This window comes from Streptomyces luteireticuli, from assembly GCF_041519305.1.
GTDB lineage: Bacteria > Actinomycetota > Actinomycetes > Streptomycetales > Streptomycetaceae > Streptomyces > Streptomyces luteireticuli.
Genome location: NZ_CP167927.1, coordinates 2,422,192 through 2,438,805, shown reverse-complemented (window position 1 = coordinate 2,438,805; position 16,614 = coordinate 2,422,192). Strand labels below are relative to the sequence as shown.

13 protein-coding genes and 2 pseudogenes are annotated in these 16,614 nt (G+C 66.4%); 7 read left to right on the top strand and 8 right to left on the bottom strand.

What is annotated here, in order from left to right; genetic code table 11:
- Window positions 1-134: 134 nt before the first annotated feature.
- The gene (locus AB8735_RS10235; RefSeq protein ID WP_372406774.1) at window positions 135-2,276 is read left to right on the top strand and encodes an alkyl/aryl-sulfatase; all 2,142 of its coding nucleotides are present in this window, start codon (window positions 135-137) and stop codon (window positions 2,274-2,276) included.
- A gap of 25 nt (window positions 2,277-2,301) precedes the next feature.
- On the opposite strand, the gene AB8735_RS10230 is transcribed toward AB8735_RS10235, so the two are convergent.
- The 4 genes from AB8735_RS10230 to AB8735_RS10215 form a co-directional block, all read right to left on the bottom strand.
- Complete coding sequence (locus AB8735_RS10230) at window positions 2,302-2,616, bottom strand: hypothetical protein (protein ID WP_372406772.1); 315 nt, start codon at window positions 2,614-2,616, stop codon at window positions 2,302-2,304.
- Window positions 2,617-2,725: 109 nt separating this feature from the next.
- Window positions 2,726-3,598 (bottom strand): hypothetical protein, encoded by an 873-nt coding sequence (locus tag AB8735_RS10225; protein ID WP_372406770.1) that lies wholly within the window; start codon window positions 3,596-3,598, stop codon window positions 2,726-2,728.
- 194 nt (window positions 3,599-3,792) lie between these two features.
- Window positions 3,793-4,551: a hypothetical protein gene (locus tag AB8735_RS10220; protein ID WP_372406768.1), complete on the bottom strand. Its 759-nt coding sequence runs from the start codon at window positions 4,549-4,551 to the stop codon at window positions 3,793-3,795.
- 360 nt (window positions 4,552-4,911) lie between these two features.
- Complete coding sequence (locus AB8735_RS10215; protein WP_372406766.1) at window positions 4,912-6,168, bottom strand: nucleotide sugar dehydrogenase; 1,257 nt, start codon at window positions 6,166-6,168, stop codon at window positions 4,912-4,914.
- 66 nt (window positions 6,169-6,234) lie between these two features.
- Between AB8735_RS10215 and AB8735_RS10210 the strand changes: the two are divergent.
- A pseudogene (locus AB8735_RS10210) lies at window positions 6,235-6,633 on the top strand (glycosyltransferase family 2 protein); the annotation flags it as partial.
- Window positions 6,634-6,782: 149 nt separating this feature from the next.
- Here AB8735_RS10210 and AB8735_RS10205 read toward each other — a convergent pair.
- On the bottom strand, window positions 6,783-8,042 hold the full coding sequence (locus AB8735_RS10205; RefSeq protein ID WP_372405003.1) for an IS4 family transposase: 1,260 nt from the start codon (window positions 8,040-8,042) through the stop codon (window positions 6,783-6,785).
- 138 nt (window positions 8,043-8,180) lie between these two features.
- Here AB8735_RS10205 and AB8735_RS10200 point away from each other — a divergent pair.
- A pseudogene (locus AB8735_RS10200) lies at window positions 8,181-8,597 on the top strand (glycosyltransferase family 2 protein); the annotation flags it as partial.
- Here AB8735_RS10200 and AB8735_RS10195 read toward each other — a convergent pair.
- A complete protein-coding gene (locus tag AB8735_RS10195; protein ID WP_372406764.1) occupies window positions 8,594-9,517 on the bottom strand; it encodes a TauD/TfdA family dioxygenase in 924 nt (307 codons plus the stop codon). The pseudogene AB8735_RS10200 and the gene AB8735_RS10195 sit on opposite strands and share 4 nt — an antisense overlap.
- Before the next feature lie 560 nt (window positions 9,518-10,077).
- Here AB8735_RS10195 and AB8735_RS10190 point away from each other — a divergent pair.
- Window positions 10,078-11,169, top strand: coding sequence for a transcriptional regulator (locus AB8735_RS10190; protein ID WP_372406762.1), 1,092 nt, complete (start codon window positions 10,078-10,080; stop codon window positions 11,167-11,169).
- Between the two features lie 3 nt (window positions 11,170-11,172).
- On the opposite strand, the gene cutA is transcribed toward AB8735_RS10190, so the two are convergent.
- The gene (gene cutA / locus AB8735_RS10185; protein ID WP_372406760.1) at window positions 11,173-11,499 is read right to left on the bottom strand and encodes a divalent-cation tolerance protein CutA; all 327 of its coding nucleotides are present in this window, start codon (window positions 11,497-11,499) and stop codon (window positions 11,173-11,175) included.
- 360 nt (window positions 11,500-11,859) lie between these two features.
- A complete protein-coding gene (locus AB8735_RS10180; RefSeq protein ID WP_372406758.1) occupies window positions 11,860-12,720 on the bottom strand; it encodes a GyrI-like domain-containing protein in 861 nt (286 codons plus the stop codon).
- Between the two features lie 82 nt (window positions 12,721-12,802).
- Between AB8735_RS10180 and AB8735_RS10175 the strand changes: the two genes are divergently transcribed.
- The 3 genes from AB8735_RS10175 to AB8735_RS10165 all read left to right on the top strand — a co-directional run bounded on the left by AB8735_RS10175 (window position 12,803) and on the right by AB8735_RS10165 (window position 16,427).
- On the top strand, window positions 12,803-14,140 hold the full coding sequence (locus tag AB8735_RS10175) for an IS630 family transposase (RefSeq protein WP_372406756.1): 1,338 nt from the start codon (window positions 12,803-12,805) through the stop codon (window positions 14,138-14,140).
- A gap of 557 nt (window positions 14,141-14,697) precedes the next feature.
- Complete coding sequence (locus tag AB8735_RS10170) at window positions 14,698-15,186, top strand: DUF4429 domain-containing protein (protein WP_372406754.1); 489 nt, start codon at window positions 14,698-14,700, stop codon at window positions 15,184-15,186.
- Between the two features lie 170 nt (window positions 15,187-15,356).
- Window positions 15,357-16,427, top strand: a complete 1,071-nt coding sequence (locus AB8735_RS10165; protein WP_372406752.1) for an acyltransferase family protein — start codon at window positions 15,357-15,359, stop codon at window positions 16,425-16,427.
- Window positions 16,428-16,614: the final 187 nt, after the last annotated feature.

The following is a 16,614-nucleotide window of genomic DNA, read 5'->3' as shown; positions in this document are numbered from 1 at the left end:
CCGCCACGAGGAAAAGCCTCCCACGCCCCACTGACAGCCTGGCCTGATCGACTCCTTGTCCGTGACCGACCGCCTCCATAACGTGACAGCGGAACGCACCGTTCACATGCACCTCTCTCATCCCGGTGCCGGCTTTGCCGCGCCCTTTTCCCGGAGGTCACCGCAGGCCCGACCGCTCCGCGCCCATCGAGCCGTCCGCGTCCGTCGCCGAGGCCAACCGCCACGTCATCGAGACCATCCCGCCGTCCTCCGAGGACTTCGCCGACGCCGCCCGCGGGCTGATCGCCCGCCCCGACGTCCCCGTGATCACGTCGCGCGACGGCAAGGGGAACGTGGTCTGGGACTTCACGGGTTACGAGTTCCTCGCCGACGCGGAGGGCGGCCCCGAGTCCGCCCCGCCGTCCGTCAACGCCAGCCTCTGGCGCCAGGGTCAGCTCACGGCGGCGGCCGGCCTGTTCCAGGTCACCTCCCGCGGCGCCCGGACCGTCCACCAGGTGCGCGGCTACGACCTCTCCAACATGACGATCATCAGCGGCGACACCGGCCTGGTGATCGTCGACCCGCTGACCTCCTTCGAGACCGCCCAGGCCGCCCTGGAGCTCTACCGCTCCGCCACCGAGGACTCCCGGCCGATCACCGGCCTGATCTACACCCACCCGCACGTGGACCACTTCGGCGGCTCCCGCGGCCTGTTCGCCGACCGCAACGGCAACCCGCCGCTCGGCCTCAAGGTCTACGCACCGCAGGACTTCCTCGACCACGCCATCAGCGAGAACGTCTTCGCCGGCCCCGCGATGAGCCGCCGCGCGGACTACATGTACGCCCCGCGCCTGGACAAGAGCCCGACGGGACAGGTGGGTACGGGCCTCGGCCTGACGATCTCCACCGGCGAGCTCACCCTCGTCACCCCCACCGACTACATAGGCGGCCCGCAGCACCGCCCCGTACCCGCCGAGCAGTGGCCCGCCTCCAACGTCATCGCCTGGCGGCCGGAGCTGTACCAGATCACCGTCGACGGCGTCCCGATGGTCATCCAGCTCACGCCCAACACCGAGGCCCCGGCGGAGATGAACATCTACCTCCCCGAGCTGCGCGCCCTGCTGGCGGCCGAGAACGCCACCCACACCATGCACAACATCCTCAGCCTGCGCGGCGCCCAGGTGCGCGACCCGCACGCCTGGTCCAAGTACCTCACCGAGGCCATCCAGGTCTTCGGCGAGCACACCGAGGTCGTCTTCGCCTCCCACCACTGGCCGCGCTGGGGCAAGGAGAACATCCTCGAATTCCTCGCCAACCAGCGGGACATGTACGGCTACCTCAACGACCAGACGCTGCGCCTGACCGACGCCGGATACACCGGCATCGAGATCGCCGAACAGCTCAAGGAGCTGCCGAAGGGCCTCGGCGACCACTGGTACAACCGCGGCTACTACGGCTCCATGAGCCACAACACCAAGGCCATCTACCAGCGTTACATCGGCTGGTTCGACGGCAACCCGGCGAACCTGTGGAGCCTGCCGCCCGTCGAGGCGGGAGCGAAGTACGTCGAGGCGATGGGTGGCGCCAAGAACATCCTCGCCCAGGCCCAGCAGGCGTACGACGCCCAGCCGCCGCAGTACCGCTGGGCCGCCGAACTCCTCAACCACGTCATCTTCGCCTCCGGCGCCCCGGGCGCGGGCGAGATCGTCCCGTCCGACATCCTCCAGCAGGCCAAGGAGCTCCAGGCCCAGGTCTTCAGCCAGCTCGGCTACGCCTCCGAGAACGGCACCTGGCGCAACTTCTACCTCACCGGTGCACATGAGCTCCAGAGCGGGCTGCCGGAGAAGCCGATCAGCCACGGCGCCGCCGACCTGGTCAGGAGCATGACCCTGGAGCAGTTCTTCTCCGCCCTGGCCAAGAGCATCGACGGCCCCAAGGCCGCGGCCGAACAGCGCAAGCCGATCGTCCTGCGCTGGGTGGTCACCACCGACAGCCGGGTGTGCGTCACCACCCTGCGCAACGGCGTACTCGTCCACGTCGACGGCGCCGACCCGCTGGCCCCCGTCGCCGACGCCACCATCACCCTCTCCCGCGAGGCCCTCGAACAACTCGCCCTGGCCGGGCACCGCTTCGTCGAGAACTTCGACGCCGAGGTGAAGGCGGGCACCATCCGGACCGACAACCAGGCCGCCGCCGACACGGTCTGGAGCTACCTCCGCTTCCCCGACCCGGTCTTCCCGATCGTCACGCCGCGCCGTTCCCTCTCGACGGGAGAGCCCGGGCCGGTCGCGGGCTGAGGCGCGGGCGGCGGCTCAGAACACTTCAGAACACCGACTCCGATTCCCGTACCTGGTCGAGGACTTCCTCCATCTTCAGCGAGGGCAGGATGTGGACGCGGTTCCATTGCGCGATCCGGCTGTCCACGAGGAAGCGGTCGACGTTCTCCGACTTCTCCGCCTCCGCGATCACGATGACCGTGTGTTCCCGGTTGACGAAGGGCCCCGCCAGGATGGTGACCCCGGACTTCTCGGCGATCCCCGGGATGTCCGGTGCCACCCGGAGCAGCAACTCCTTCGTCCGGGAGTTGCTCGTAGGGCAGGCCTCCGGGCTGTGGGTCGCCAGCAGGACGTAGAGCATCGCTGACCTCCTTGCCCCTGGTGGTCGTACATATCGAGCGTAGGTCCGGCGGGCACGAGCAGGCCAACCGCTGACCCTTCGCAGCGGGCCGTGCGCCCAGAGTGGCTGATCAGGTGGAGGCCACCCTGGACGCCTTCCTGATGCCGGTGCGGACGGCGGCGGCCCGTTCGTGGACGAACGCGCGGAGGTCGGGAGCCTCGACCGGACTCGGGCCCGGGTGGGTGAGGAGTGGCTCAGGGGCCCGTGGCGGACGGATGCGTGGCGCGTCCGGCATCTTGCGGGTGAGGCGGTTGCGGATGAGGGCGGCGGGGTGGTGGACGGGCTCCGGGAGACCGTTGACGAGCGCGTCGAGGATGTCGTTGGTGGACGCGCCGCGCAGCAGCCATTCGCCGGCGAGGGGCGCGAGTTCGCGTACGTCCCGCCCGGTCAGGCGGAGGCGCCGCTCGGAGTGGGAGACGGCGGCGAGGGCGCGGGCGCCGCGTGCGGCGAGGGGGTGTTCCGGTTGCGGTGGTGCCGGTGCCGGTTCGGCCGCCGGGGCCCGGGAGGGCTGGGAGGGCGGGAGGCAAGTCTTCTCCCCAGTCTTCTTCTTTTGGGGACGGCCGACGGACCGGGCCCTCGGCTCACCGACGGCCGGTTCGACGGCAGTCGGAGACCACCCGTCACGGACGGCCCGAGCCTCCTCGGCGTCCAGTGGTACGTCGGAGATCAACTGCTCGGTCGCCCAACGCCCGTCCCGGTCCTGCTGCCGCCACTCGTGGAGGTAACCCTCGTCCAGCAACTGCTGCTTGGCGCGCATGAACGCGCTCTTCTTGAGCCCGATCCGTCGCGCGATCTCGGAGGCCGCAGGGATGGCCGCCCCGCGGGGTCGCCGGAGCACCCACAGCATGAGGCGGACAGCACTGTCGCCGAGGCGGGGGTTGTCGATGACGTCGTTCGGAACCTGGGTGAAGCGGCTTTTGGGCGCGCTAACATGCACAAGCATCTTGCTGGGAGCCGTTTCTCCTCGTGGGTGTAGACCCCCTTCGCCGGTTGCAGCCGGCGTCGGGGGTCGCTTCGCGTTCCGGTGCGGAGCAACCCGATGAGCGCACCGTAAGTCCGCGTAGGCGGCGTCGGATCCCTCTTGGGGGCGTAACACCCTTGTGGGTTACGTTCCGTGTGCAGCACGCAGGTGGCGACTCACAGTGTGAGTTGGTGGTAGCGGAGCAGCGCCTCCGTGTACGCGGCCGGACCGACGCTGATTCCGCCCGCGTAGGGGTGGTTGAGCGCGAGGACGAGGTAGATCATGTAGGCGAAGCCCGCCGCGCCGACGCCGAGGAGAACGTAGTGCGTCCGGCTGGTCGGTTTGCCGAAGAGCGCGAAGAACACCAGGGTGACGACACCGGATCCGACCATGAGGGACAGGATCGGCGGCGGGACTTCGGCGTCCTTCTGCGCCAGCCGCTCCCTCCTGGCCACGTACACGTCCTGGAGACGCTGCGACACTTCGGTACGTACGGCCCGCGAGGCCTCGTCGGGAACGGGCATGCGGTAGACGGCCAGGCGCAACGAGTCGAGTCCGCGCACCGTGGATTCGCTCGCGTGCCCCTCGTGCATGGCGGGCCATTCGGCGTCGATGACCGAGTGCGTGTAGCCGACGACGCGTTGCCGGATGTCGTCGCGCGCCTGCGACGGCAGCCCTTGGGCAACGAAGTAGACGTCCTTGAGCGCCCCGGCCTCGGCGAGCGTCGCCTTGCGGGCCGCGTCGAGCTGTCCCTGTGCGTTGACGGCCAGAAACGCGAAGGAGAACACGAAGAGGCCGCTCACGGCCCCGATCGCCATCTCAACTCCCTTGGGGAGATCGGGGACTTTGTGTCCTTTGTGCCGACGCAGGAGGAAGGCGGTCAGGCAGACGGCGAACGCCGTGGAGAGCATGATGACGAGGGAGGGGACCAGCACGCGTCCGATTGTCGGACATGGGTCGTGACCGGCGGGGACGGATCACCCGGAAGAGAGGTCTGCTGGGTATCTGTTCGCCCAGGAGGGGCGGTGCACAGGCCGGGCTACGGCTCGACCGTCAGCCCGGCCTCCGCCACCAGCACCTCCGCCACCGTGATCACCTATGCGGTCCTGATCCGTGCGCCTCGCAGGGACAACAGGCCCCGTGCCCCGCCCAGTTCGGTACCACTTGGATCGCAATCCTGTGCCGATGACGACTCGTCTCGTCGCGGCCTCTGCTGGGGTAGGCCCCGGTTTGCCCGAGAGGAGTGCAGCCTTGATCTCCTCGGAGAAGACGCCGTCGGACTTCAGTGCCGACGCCTACAGAACATCGATGTCCGCGCCGGACAGCCGGTTCCGACAGTCGAGCACATACGGCGCGTGTTCAAGGATCGTCTCGTAGTCGAATTCCGCATGGTCCGTGAGCAGTACTACGGCGTCGGATGCCGCGATCTCCTCCGCAGTCGCTTCTACTCGGGTCAGGCGTGAGTCAGTGCGGATGTCGTCTACGACGTGCGGGTCCGCGCCGTGCACCTCGGCGCCGAGGTCGAGCAGTAGTTCGGCGACACGGGCAGAGGGTGACTCACGGGCGTCGGAGGCGTTGGCCTTGTAGGCCAGACCGAGCAGCAGGACACGAGATCCCCTGACGGCCATGCGACGTGTATTGAAAGCCTCCATGAGCCGCCGGACCACGTAGTCGGGCATGTGGCTGTTCACGTCGTTGGCCAGCTCGACGAACCGGAACGGGCGGCCGAGCGCCCGCTCCACCCGCCAGGAGAGGAATGACGGGTCGATCGGCAGGCAGTGCCCACCCACCCCGGGTCCCGGGGTGAACCGCAGGAAACCGAACGGCTTGGTGGCCGCCGCGTCGATCGCTTCCCATACGTCGATCCCCAACTCGTGGGCGAACACCGCCAGCTCGTTGACCAGCGCGATGTTGACGTGCCGGAAGGTGTTCTCCAGCAGCTTGGTCAGCTCGGCCTCCTTGCAGGAGGAGACTGGAACGGTGCGCTCGACCAGTTCGCGGTAGAAGCCGTCCACCGCGCGCAGCGACTCCCCGTCGATCCCCGAGACGATCTTCGGGGTGTTCTCCAGCCGCCAGACCGGGTTGCCCGGGTCGATCCGCTCGGGGCTGTACCCGAGGTGGAAGTCCGGCCCGGCGAGCAGCCCGGAGCCCTTCTCCAGCAACGGGGCGAGCAACTCCTCCGTGGTGCCCGGGTAAGTGGTGGACTCCAGCACCACCGTGGCACCCGGCCGCAGGTACGCGGCCAGCCCCTCGCCGGCCGCTTCGATGTGGGAGAGGTCCGGCACCCCGTCGCGCAGCGGGGTCGGCACGGTGATCACCGCGAGGTCGAAGCCGGCCACCGCCGCGGGGTCGGCCGAGGGGCGGTAGGCGCCGCTCGCCAGCAGCGGGCGCATCCGCGCGTCCGGGATGTCCTCGACGTGGGACTCGCCGCCGGCCAGCCTGCCGACCCTGCGCCGGTCGATCTCGTACCCGACCACTTGATGGCCGACTTCGGCCGCTCGCACAGCCAGCGGCAACCCCACATAGCCCTGGCCGGCGACAACAACATGCATGGCAACTCCTCCACAGTTCTAGTGCTTGAATGAGCCGTCGTCTCTGGCCTGGTAAGGAGAAGTGCTGTGCCCCTGGTGTCTGTTGTGATGCCCGTGTACAACTCGGCGGCCACACTCGGCGCCTCGGTTCGGTCGGTGCTCACGCAGACCCACAGCGATCTGGAGCTCTTGGTCACCGACGACAAGTCCTCCGATGACTCCATGGGCCTGCTCAGGGAATTCGCACGGCAGGACGAACGCGTCCTGCCGGAAGCGGCACCCGAACGGGGCGGTGCAGGCCGGGCACGCAACCTCGCCATCGAGAGGGCCAGGGGGGATTACATCGCCTTTCTTGACAGTGACGACATGTGGCTCCCGGACAAGGCTGAGCGGCAAATCGAATTCGCAGCGACGGCCAATACGCCTTTGACGTTCACCTCGTACTACAAGGTGCAATGCCGCGTAGTTAAGAAACGGCGAGGATTTTGATGTCCGGTGGGTCTGGGTGGTGGACTGTGGTTTCGGTGCGCTTCTTTTTCCTGTAGGCGTGGACGTGGATGCGTTTGACGGCTCGTGGGCTGGTGCGGTGGCGCCGGCTGGGGTTGGGCCTCTCCAGAATTTCTGTGAAAGCTGATTCAAGAGCTTTCGCGAGACGGTGAGGGGGAAAAGCCCGCCTGGTCAGTGATCTGACGGCGGATGATGCGCAGTGAGCGGATGAAAGATAGCCGGTCGGGGTCGATATCGGCTTGGTCGGCGGCTTCGCACATCAGGTGCCGGACCGCATAGTGGGTGAGCAGGAGCGCCCAGATCTCCTGCTCGATCATGTCCGGGGATTTTGAACGCAGTACGGCGCCGCGGCCGCGTTGATGGGTTTTGATCTCGTCGAGGCCGGACTCGAATTCCCAGCGTTCCGCGTACGCCGCCGCGAGCTCGGCAGCACTGGCGTCGTCCGGGTCCATGATGGTGGTGATCAGGCAGAAGATTTCTCCTTTGCCTTCACGGTTGGTCACCTCGTACTCGACGACCCGGACCGGGATGCCGGACGGCTCTTCGATGTGTGCTGCCCCTCGGTGACGCTGGACGGCACGCCGGCGGCGTACTTTCGGGTCCAGCAGAAATGACTCGTACGAGCCGTCCTTGAGCGGTCGGACCACCGGCAGATGAGGTCCGTCGGGCATCCGCCACAGAAGATCCGCCCCCGCGGCCGCAGCAGCTTCCCACAGCCGGTAGGCGTAAAATCCCCGGTCAGCAGTGATGAGCATGCCCGGCTCGAAATCCGCCACGAGATCCCGGGCCAGTGTCCCTTCATCCGTACGCCAGGGCCCCAGCCGTGCAGCCACAACGGCATGCGTGCCGCATTCTCCCAGCCCGACAATCTTCACCTGTGGAAACGGGGCAGGATTCTTCTCCCCGCCGGAACGCCCGAACTCCGCGTCATTCGCGGGCGTGTCGGGGAGGTCCAGTACGAAACCGTCAATAGCCATCAGCCGAAAATTCCCCAGCCATGCCCCTTGCGTACCGCGCTGGGCACACGGCAGCGCCACCCGCTCGAACAGCGCTTTCAGCGGCTCAGGCCCCAGACGCCGGCGCGCCTGGGAGACCGCGCTGGACGTGGGAACCGTCCATTCCTTCCGCCATGTCCCCAGGAACCGCAGGCCGTTGACGAGCAGACGGGTCACTTCCTCATACGACTCGCCGAAGAACAGGCACATGGCCATCACGTAATACACAACGACACGTGCAGGCAGCAGACGAGATCTCTTCTCCGTCCGCCCCGTCTCCGCGAGAACCTCATCGACCAGGTCACGGTGCACCAGACGCGTCAGAACCCCGATACCCACCCGGTCAGTCAAACGCTCGCCGGAGATGGCCCCTTCATCTCGAATCCCACCCATGAACGAGAAACATAACCAGATTCGTGGCCACAGCGAAAGAGCAGAACCGCCCCAGGTTGACTGTCCACAACCATCCCCGGCGTGTCGCTGTGAAAATGTGGACACGGAACGCCGAGTTTCTTAACTACGCGGCATTGCTACAAGGTGGACGCCGACTACGGCGGTGAGAGCACCGATTTCGTCCCCAACGGGCGCGTGGTCCGGGCGCAAGAACACGTGGACTACCGCGCGATGCTGGTTCAGGATCACATCGGTGCCCTGACCGCCATGTACGACCGCACCGTCCTCGGCACGAGGGTGATGCCAGAGATGCGTAAGCGACAGGACTATGCCCTGTGGCTGTCCATCATGCGTGACGGCATCGACGCCCGGGGCCTTCCCGAGCCGCTGGCCTTGTACAGGGCCCACCGCGCGGGATCGCTGTCATCGAACAAGCTGTCGCTCGTTCAGTACAACTGGGAGCTGTACCGCGAACATGAACACTTGTCGCTTTCCCGGTCGACGCGGGCGCTGGCCGGGGCTGCATGGCATTCGTTGCGCAAGTCGCGGATCTAGAGCCGCCGGCGACTGCGCAGGAACAACTGGAGCAGCATGCGGCGGTTCTCGACCGGGACATCGCGCTGGCCGTCGGCGAGCGGTTGGCGGCCGTGGACCCACCGGTGTTGGTCCACGATCAGGACGTCACCACGCTGGAGCGTGAAGGCGGTCTGCCCGGCGATCAGCTCGTCTGCGAGTTCCTGGGCCGCGCAGGCGTGTGTCCCGGTAAGGTCGGGCTCGGCGAGCATCTTGGCGGTGAACCGGACGAACCCGACGTCAGTGGGCTCGCCGTCCAGGACAGGGAACGGCGCGTACTCCTCGCCTACGTCGGACAGTTCGAAGAACGACCCGTAGCGGTAATCCCGCTCGGCGAGGAGAGCGCGAGTCGATGGCGACAGGCGCGACACGGCCGCGCGGGCGTCGGAGAGAATGCTCGCGCCGGCGCCGAGCGGGTCGGGGCGGACACACAGGAGGATCGTGTAGTCCGGCGGCCGTGTGGAGTTGACCAAGTCCATGTGGAAGGCGTTGTAGCCGGTCCCGGTGGACATCCCAGGATTGGCGGCGAGGTTGGTCCCGATCGTCTTCCACAGCGGCCATCGCCGGAACGGCTGGAAGGGGGTGGCTACTTCGGTGAGGAGCGCCGTTGTCACGCGAAGGAACTGCTCCTCGATCCCCAAGGCTTGGGCGATGCGCCCCAGACGCACCACGGCGTATCCGCCGGCCTTCGCGCTCAGCGTGGAGAGAAGGGCGTCCTTGAGTTCGCGGAACTGTGGAACCGAGCCCAGTGCACCCCGGTACTGCTGGATCGTGAAGTTTGTGAGGAAGGTGCCGTCCATGTTCCAGTCGGGAAGCACCTTCCCGATCTCGATCAGAGCTTCCTCCAGCGCTCCCAGAAGGACGATGAAGTTGTTCCGGTCAACATCTACGGTCTCGGGCATCGCGCTGTCCCTTTCTGTGGATTCAGTCGACGATGTTCTTCCGCTTTGTCGCAGCCTCCCTGAAGCGCTGGAGTCTGCTCTCGGCGTCCTCCGGCGCGCCGTGTTCCTTGAAGTTACTGACGAGTTCGGAGGCGATCGGCGCTCCAGGCTCGGTCCGCGCGGCACGCCCGGCCCCGTTCGGGAGGTCGGGACCGGGCTCTCCGCTGCGCCGCCGGGGGTAGGGGGAGTCGGACCGCTTTTGCAGCCTTCCGGCGGCTGGGACCATTCAACGCCGGGGCATAACGCCGGGGAGGCGGCGGCTTGTTGGGCGTATCTTCGTGTTGGCTTTCGGTGTTGGCCCCTACGGCAAGTGCCGGTCGAACAAGTTCGAGAAGACGGGGACGCTAGGTATGCGAGAGCAAGCCATCTGGCCGCTACTGAAGGAGCTCCGCCTGCGTGCAGGAAGGACGCAGAAGGAACAGGCAGACGAGCTGAACCGTTTAACTGGATGCCACGTTGATCGCCATCAGGTCTCGGACTGGGAACGTGAGGTCATTCCGGGGCCCTACTGGCGCAGGTACATGGCGGAGTCGTTCGGAGTGCCAACTGAACTGCTGAACCGGGCAGCGGTCGCGACGCGGCGGCGACGAAGGCTCGAAAAGCTCTCCTTGCAACGAGAAGAAGACGGTGCGGAGGGACCCGTGAACCGAAGGAAGTTCTTGGGCACAGCGGCTGTGGCCGCCGGCGCGGCGGCGGAGCCTTGGGGGCGGCTCGCAGCCGCGCTCTCAGGCGCCGGCGTGGACGCGAAGATCGCAAAGTATCTGGTGGGCATGACGGCGGAGTTGTTCACCGATGAGGAGCATGTTCCAGCGCCGCTGTTGTCCGCGCGCATCGACGCCCACCTCGATGCCGTCACCTCAGTGCTTCCCCGAGCAGGTCGATTCCGCCCGGAGCTGATCATTACGGCCGGCGAAACCGCGGCGCTCGCCGGGTGGGCAGCGTGGGATCGCGGCGAGTACGAGAAGGCGGCCCACTACTACGGGACGGTGCGGGACGCCGCAAGGGAGGCCGGGCACCGACCTCTGGAGGCACTCGCGATGGCGTATGCCTCCTACGGAGCGGCTGATCCTTCCCGCGCAGCAAGGATGCTCAGCGAGGCCCAGAAGTGCGTCAAGGGACCTGGCTACGCAACGGCGCATGCGTGGACGGCAGCAAGGGAAGCCGAGGAGCACGCCCGGCTGGGCTCGGTCAATGCTGCGGTGCGGGCCCTCGAACGTGCGCGTACGGCTTACCAGTACGCTGACCCCGGACGTGAGCAGTCGTGGGTGCGATTCCTGCGGCCCGCGCGGCTCGACTCGATGGCAGTGTCCACGTACACGCGTCTTCGCCGACCTGAGGCTGTTTCCGAAGCGCAGGCTTCCATGGAGCGGCTGGACGTAGGTAACCCCAAGGTCAACGTGGCCGTCCTGTGCGATGCAGCGATGGCACACCTGACATCAGGTGATGCCGAGCATGGAGTGGCGGTTGCTCGTCGGGCACTTGAAACGGCGGTTTCCCATGACTACGTGGGGGTGACTATGGTCGATGTGCGAATGAAGGAGCTCGTGGGGGCGTTGCCGGATAACGCTGCGGCGCGGAGCCTCCAGGAAGAGATCCGCGCCGCGGTTGCATGACGATCAGCTTTGCGTCTCTGCTGTCACCCAGTTCAAGTAGCCGGCCGAGCCGCCCATAATGGGCAAAGCGATGATCTCGGGCTCGTCGTAGTCGTGGTGCTCCCCGATGAACCCGGCGAGCTTGTCCACCAAGTCGCTACGCGTCTTGAAGTCGATGCGCCATTCCTTATCCTGCTCGATCTTGCCCTCCCACCGGTACACCGAGGCGATGGGGTAGACCTGCGCGCACGCGGCGAGCTTCTCGTTCACCACAGCGCTGGCCAACGTGTGCGCCTTGTCCTCGGCATCCGTCGTGGTGATCACAACGGCGTAGTCGCTTCGGTTCGTCATGACGGAGAGCCTAGATGGGCGACGAGGGAGAGCAGTAGGTCGCGATCAATCTTCGAAATCCTCTATCCGTCCACATAGGCATGGCCGTTGGGGTGCGCGGAGATCTTCCCCCACCCTCCCGCTCCGGCCGGTACCGCGCTGCCCGGCCGGTGACGCCATCCCGGGCCGCGATCCTCCCGTCTGGCCAGTCCAGCACGTACCGCAGGAGCAGAGCCCGTCGCTCGCCGAATGCCGTAGGCGGGCTTCCTGACCCCGCGCAGAGTCAGAGCTTCCATGTCCTCGGAAATAAAGGCGACTTGAGTGATGCCGAGCGGGTGCTTCGGCCAACTGGTCCGGTCGACCGAAGCACCCACTCAGGTGTCAGTCCCGCTCCACCGGCAGCCACAGCTCGGCGTCGGCCTGCGTCTTGTCCTCCGACAGACGGGTGCGCAGGATCTCGGGACCGGGACGGCTGCGGTACGGGTTCGACGGGAACCACTCCGTGAACACGTCCCGCCACAGCTCCTGGATGGCCTGCGGCACCGGCCCGGAGGCGGTGAAGACCGCCCACGTGCCCGCCGGGACGGGCAGCGTGGTCATGCCCTCGGGGGCGGCCGCGGACGTGACCGCCCCGTGGTAGTAGTCGAATTCGGTGCCTTCGGCGCGGCTCGGGTCCAGGTCGTCGCAGACCGAGACGATGCCCTCCGGCTCCTGGTCCGACAGTTTGAACAGGCGCTCCACGGTGCGCGGATCGATTCCGCGGATGAAATCGAGCATTGCCTGGTTCGGTCCCGCGTGCACCAGCGGTATCCGGGTCTTGAGGCCGACGACGGTGAAGTCCGGCCGGTCCACGATGCGGTAGCGCATGCTGCTGCTCCCTTCGACGGTGAGGCGGAAGGTCAACCGGGGCTGGGAGACGAGCGCGGTGCCGCCGCGCCGGGCCTCGCCGGGCCCGACACCGTGCATGGCGCGGAACGCCCGGGCGAACGCCTCGCCCGAGCCGTACCCGTAGCGCACCGCGATCTCCAGCAGAGACCCGCGTCCCGCGAGCACCTCGGCGCCCGCGACGGTGAGCCGTCGGCGCCGGACGTACTCCGAGAGCGGCATGCCCGCCAGCGCGGAGAACAGCCGGCGCAGGTGGTACTCCGAAGTCGCCGCGATGCGCGCGAGGTCGGCCGTGTCGACGGAGTCGCCGAGGTGCAACTCGATGTGCTCCATGGCCTGGTTGAGCCGGTCCAGCATGTCCGGTCCCCTTCCTTTCTTGCAGTCACCACGCTAGTGTGATGCGCCAGAAATCAGAGGCGTAAGTGGCTAGGGTTTTCTCATGTCACCAGGGCCTCGTGCTGTTGAAATTGTGTTGTCCGCTGAGGAGTTCACGGAGCTGACGCGGTGGGCCGACGGGGCGGCAGGGGCGCGTCTGGCGGAACGGGCGCGGATTGTCCTGGCCTGCGCCGAGGGGCTGCCGACCGTGCGTGTGGCGGCGAAGCTCGGCGTGACGGCGGACACGGTCCGCAAGTGGCGAACACGGTTCGCTGAGCGGCGGATGGATGCTCTGACGGACGCGCCGCGGCCGGGCCGGCGCAAGGCGGGACTGGTCCTGACCGACGAGGAGCATGTCCAGCTGACGCGCTGGGCGAGGCGGGCGAAGACCGCGCAGTACCTCGCTCTGCGCGCGAAGATCGTGCTGCGGTGCGCGGAAGGCGGGACGAACAAGCAGGTCGCCGCCGAGCTGGGCATTGCCCATGCGACGGTGAACCGCTGGCGGTCCCGCTTCATCGCCCGCCGTCTGGACGGACTGGCGGACGAGCCGCGCGTGGGCCGTCCGCCGTCGATCCTGCTGGACCAGGTCGAGGACGTCCTCGTGGCGACGCTGGAGTCCACGCCCGGCCGGGACACGCACTGGTCGCGGGCCTCCATGGCGAAGCACTCGGGCCTGTCGAAGTCGACGGTCGGGCGGATCTGGAAGCGGTTCGATCTCAAGCCACACTTGCAGGACACCTTCAAGCTCTCCACCGACCCGCAGTTCGTCGCCAAGGTCGTCGACGTCGTCGGCCTGTACCACCACCCGCCCGAGAAGGCGGTAGTGCTGTGCGTGGACGAGAAGAGCCAGATCCAGGCTCTGGACCGTTCCCAGCCGGTCCTGCCGATGATGCCGGGGATGCCCGAGCGGCGTACCCACGACTACTTCCGGCACGGCATCACCAGCCTGTTCGCCGCCTTCAACATCGCCGACGGCACCGTCATATCGGAACTCCACCGCCGTCACCGGGCCATCGAGTTCAAGAAGTTCCTGGTCACGATCGACAAGGCAGTGCCGCGCGAACTCGATGTGCACCTGGTATGCGACAACTACGCCACCCACAACACCCCCGAGATCAGGACGTGGCTGGGCCGGCATCCCCGCTTCCACGTGCACTTCACCCCCACCGGTTCCTCCTGGCTCAACCAAGTGGAGCGGTGGTTCGGCCTGCTGACCGACAAACTCATCCGCCGCGGTGTCCACCGCTCTGTGAAGGCCCTGGAAGACGACATCAGGGCATGGATCGAGACGTGGAACGAGAACCCACGGCCCTTCACCTGGACCAAGACCGCCGACGAGATCCTCAACTCGCTCGCGGACTACCTCGCGAAGATCGCCCCGCCCGACACCAAGACTCCCTAGCCACTTACGCCTCTGATTTCTGGCGCATCACACTAGGGAGCGGGCATCCTCGTGGACCCGACATTCTGTGCCCGATCAAGTCGGGTGCGCACGGCGGCCTCCACTACTCCGTGCCTTCCGCTGCCGGGGCGGAGTGATATCTGTCCGGGCGTTTTTCAAGTAGAGATTGCCCCCTGTTAAAGAACCTTCGGGGCAGTGAAGCCTAGGGCTTTTGGTGGAGTCCGCACTCCTTGCTCATGGCGTCCGGAGCGGTGGTATGTTGCCGCTGCCGACTTGGCGTCACCGCGGCTTATCAGTTGCTTCCATGTTTGAATCGTGAAGGAATGGGTTGTTGTCCAGGGGGAACAGGGGGACTTCTCGCCGCGCCGATGTCCGACCCTGCCGTGGCATGTCAACCGAGAGGCCGGTGTTGTCCGCTGGCAACGCTCGATGCGCTCCGGAGCGCACTGTAATGCGCTGCGTGACTTTCTCTACGGGGGCTTTGGAACTTTCTATGGCGTGGACGAGAGAGCGGGCGGTTCTGAGGGTGCGCTGTGTGGGCTGAAGGAAAAGGAGGGATGGTCGGCTTCGACGGGTTCTTCCTCACTCTGGTCCATAACAATGTGTTCCACCGGGCAACATGCGGCATGGGTGAGAAGCGAATCCCCGTCCTCCAGCTGGGGTCCGTCCGCTGGAAGTCGGCGGGGCGTTTCGGCCCCGGGTTCATCCAGTTCGCCCTGACCGGCGCGACCGAAAAGCGCTCGCTGTTCGGCCGGCAGGTGTGGGATGCGGCAGGTGACGAGAACGCCCTGCTCTTCTCCCACCGGCAACAACCTGCGTTCCGGGAAATAAGAAAGGCAGTCGAGAAGGCTCTCGCAGCCCGGCACGTGGCAGCGACCGCGGCAATCCGCGGATCCGGTCTGCTGGAAGTCATCACCGGCCTCGAGTCCCTGGCGCAGCTCCTGGAGTCCGGGAAGTTGTCGCAGGACGAGTTCGACGTCCTGAAATCCAGGCTCCTCGCCCGGCTCTACGCCGACCTGGCACTCGACTCGAATGCCGGGGCGTGACCGTGTGCGGCCGTCGGAACAATCAAAGGAAACGACATGCTTGTTGCCCATACGCGGGCTTGTGTCATATATGCCGATGAGGGCGGAGCCCGGTGAGTCCGCTGCCTTCGGCGCCGTCGGCCGAGTCTGCCGTGGAGCCTTCGTCCGCTCCCCGTTCCCCGTCCGTCTGTGTGCGTCTGGATTCACTGACGGGTCTGCGCTGGTGCGCCGCGTTCCTCGTGTTCTGCTACCACTTCGCCTATGAACAGGTGGTGTCGGGGACGGCCCGCCACGTCTACCGTCTGAAGGAACTGACCTACGCCGGCCCGTCCGCCGTCTCCTTCTTCTTCATCCTTTCCGGCTTCGTCCTGGCATGGTCGGCGCGACCCGGGGACACCGTGACCCGGTTCTGGTGGCGCCGCTTCATCCGGATCTACCCCAGTCACCTCGTCACCTTCTGTCTGGCCGCGCTCACCATGATCTGGATGGGCAAGGCGCTCGATCCCGCCGTCGCCGCGGGCAACCTCGGGCTGATCCAGGCGTGGATCCCGAACCGGAACGACTGGTGGTTCGGATACAACGGTGTGTCCTGGTCGTTGAGTTGTGAGTTTCTTTTCTATTTTGCGTTTCCGTTTGTTATCCCGGTCGTACGGAGGCTGACGGCCAAGGGCCTGTGGGCTGTAGTGGCCGTGGGCAGCCTATGCGTCGCCCTGTACCCGTTCTGGATACCCGACATCGCGCGAGCAACCGGTTGGGACGCGAAGTATCTGCTGTACGTCCTTCCTCCTGTTCGTCTGGCCGAGTTCGTCATCGGCATATCCCTGGCTTTCCTGGTCAAAGGTGGCTTCTGGCGCGGCCCTGGGCTCGTCGCCAGTCTTGCGCTCTGCACCGCAACGGTATTCGGCGTGGTTCACGTGATGCCGTACGACTTCCACTGGGCCGGTTGCACCATCGTCCCCTTCGTCATCACCATTGCTGCTGCAGCACGTGCCGACATGCGGAGCGAGCCGTCTCCGTTCAGGAATCCCTACATGGTGTACCTGGGTGAGATCTCCTTCGCCTTCTACCTCGTCCACGAGATCGTGATCTTCAGCGTGCGGCACTTCTTCCGAATGCATCAGGTGACCGTTCCCCTGACGCTGCACGTGGGTCTCGTCGCGTCCATCTCGCTCTTCGGTGCGGTGCTTCTGCACGAGTACGTGGAGAAGCCGGGCGTGCGTCTGCTGTCCGGCAAGGCCGTTGCGCGTTTCTGCGCCGGTTGAGTGACTCCGCACTGACAAGTACCGCCCGTACCCATCTTTCGCTCTTCTCCCGGCCTCCGGGAGCGGCATCGTGGTCGGGGTACTGGCGTTGCCGGCATGCGGCAGTGGGCCCGAGCTGCTGCGAGCAAGCCTATCGCCTGTGATGCAGACCACGGGAACCTTGTTTTATCGAGCGGACAGTCAATGG

Coding starts and splice junctions, on each gene's coding strand:
- AB8735_RS10230 (WP_372406772.1), bottom strand. CDS start 2,616: ATGCTCTACGTCCTGCTGGCGACCCACAGCCCGGAGGCCTGCCCTACG.
- AB8735_RS10225 (WP_372406770.1), bottom strand. CDS start 3,598: ATGCTTGTGCATGTTAGCGCGCCCAAAAGCCGCTTCACCCAGGTTCCG.
- AB8735_RS10215 (WP_372406766.1), bottom strand. CDS start 6,168: ATGCATGTTGTTGTCGCCGGCCAGGGCTATGTGGGGTTGCCGCTGGCT.
- AB8735_RS10205 (WP_372405003.1), bottom strand. CDS start 8,042: ATGGGTGGGATTCGAGATGAAGGGGCCATCTCCGGCGAGCGTTTGACT.
- AB8735_RS10195 (WP_372406764.1), bottom strand. CDS start 9,517: ATGCCCGAGACCGTAGATGTTGACCGGAACAACTTCATCGTCCTTCTG.
- AB8735_RS10190 (WP_372406762.1), top strand. CDS start 10,078: ATGGCGGAGTCGTTCGGAGTGCCAACTGAACTGCTGAACCGGGCAGCG.
- cutA (WP_372406760.1), bottom strand. CDS start 11,499: ATGACGAACCGAAGCGACTACGCCGTTGTGATCACCACGACGGATGCC.
- AB8735_RS10180 (WP_372406758.1), bottom strand. CDS start 12,720: ATGCTGGACCGGCTCAACCAGGCCATGGAGCACATCGAGTTGCACCTC.
- AB8735_RS10175 (WP_372406756.1), top strand. CDS start 12,803: ATGTCACCAGGGCCTCGTGCTGTTGAAATTGTGTTGTCCGCTGAGGAG.
- AB8735_RS10170 (WP_372406754.1), top strand. CDS start 14,698: ATGGTCGGCTTCGACGGGTTCTTCCTCACTCTGGTCCATAACAATGTG.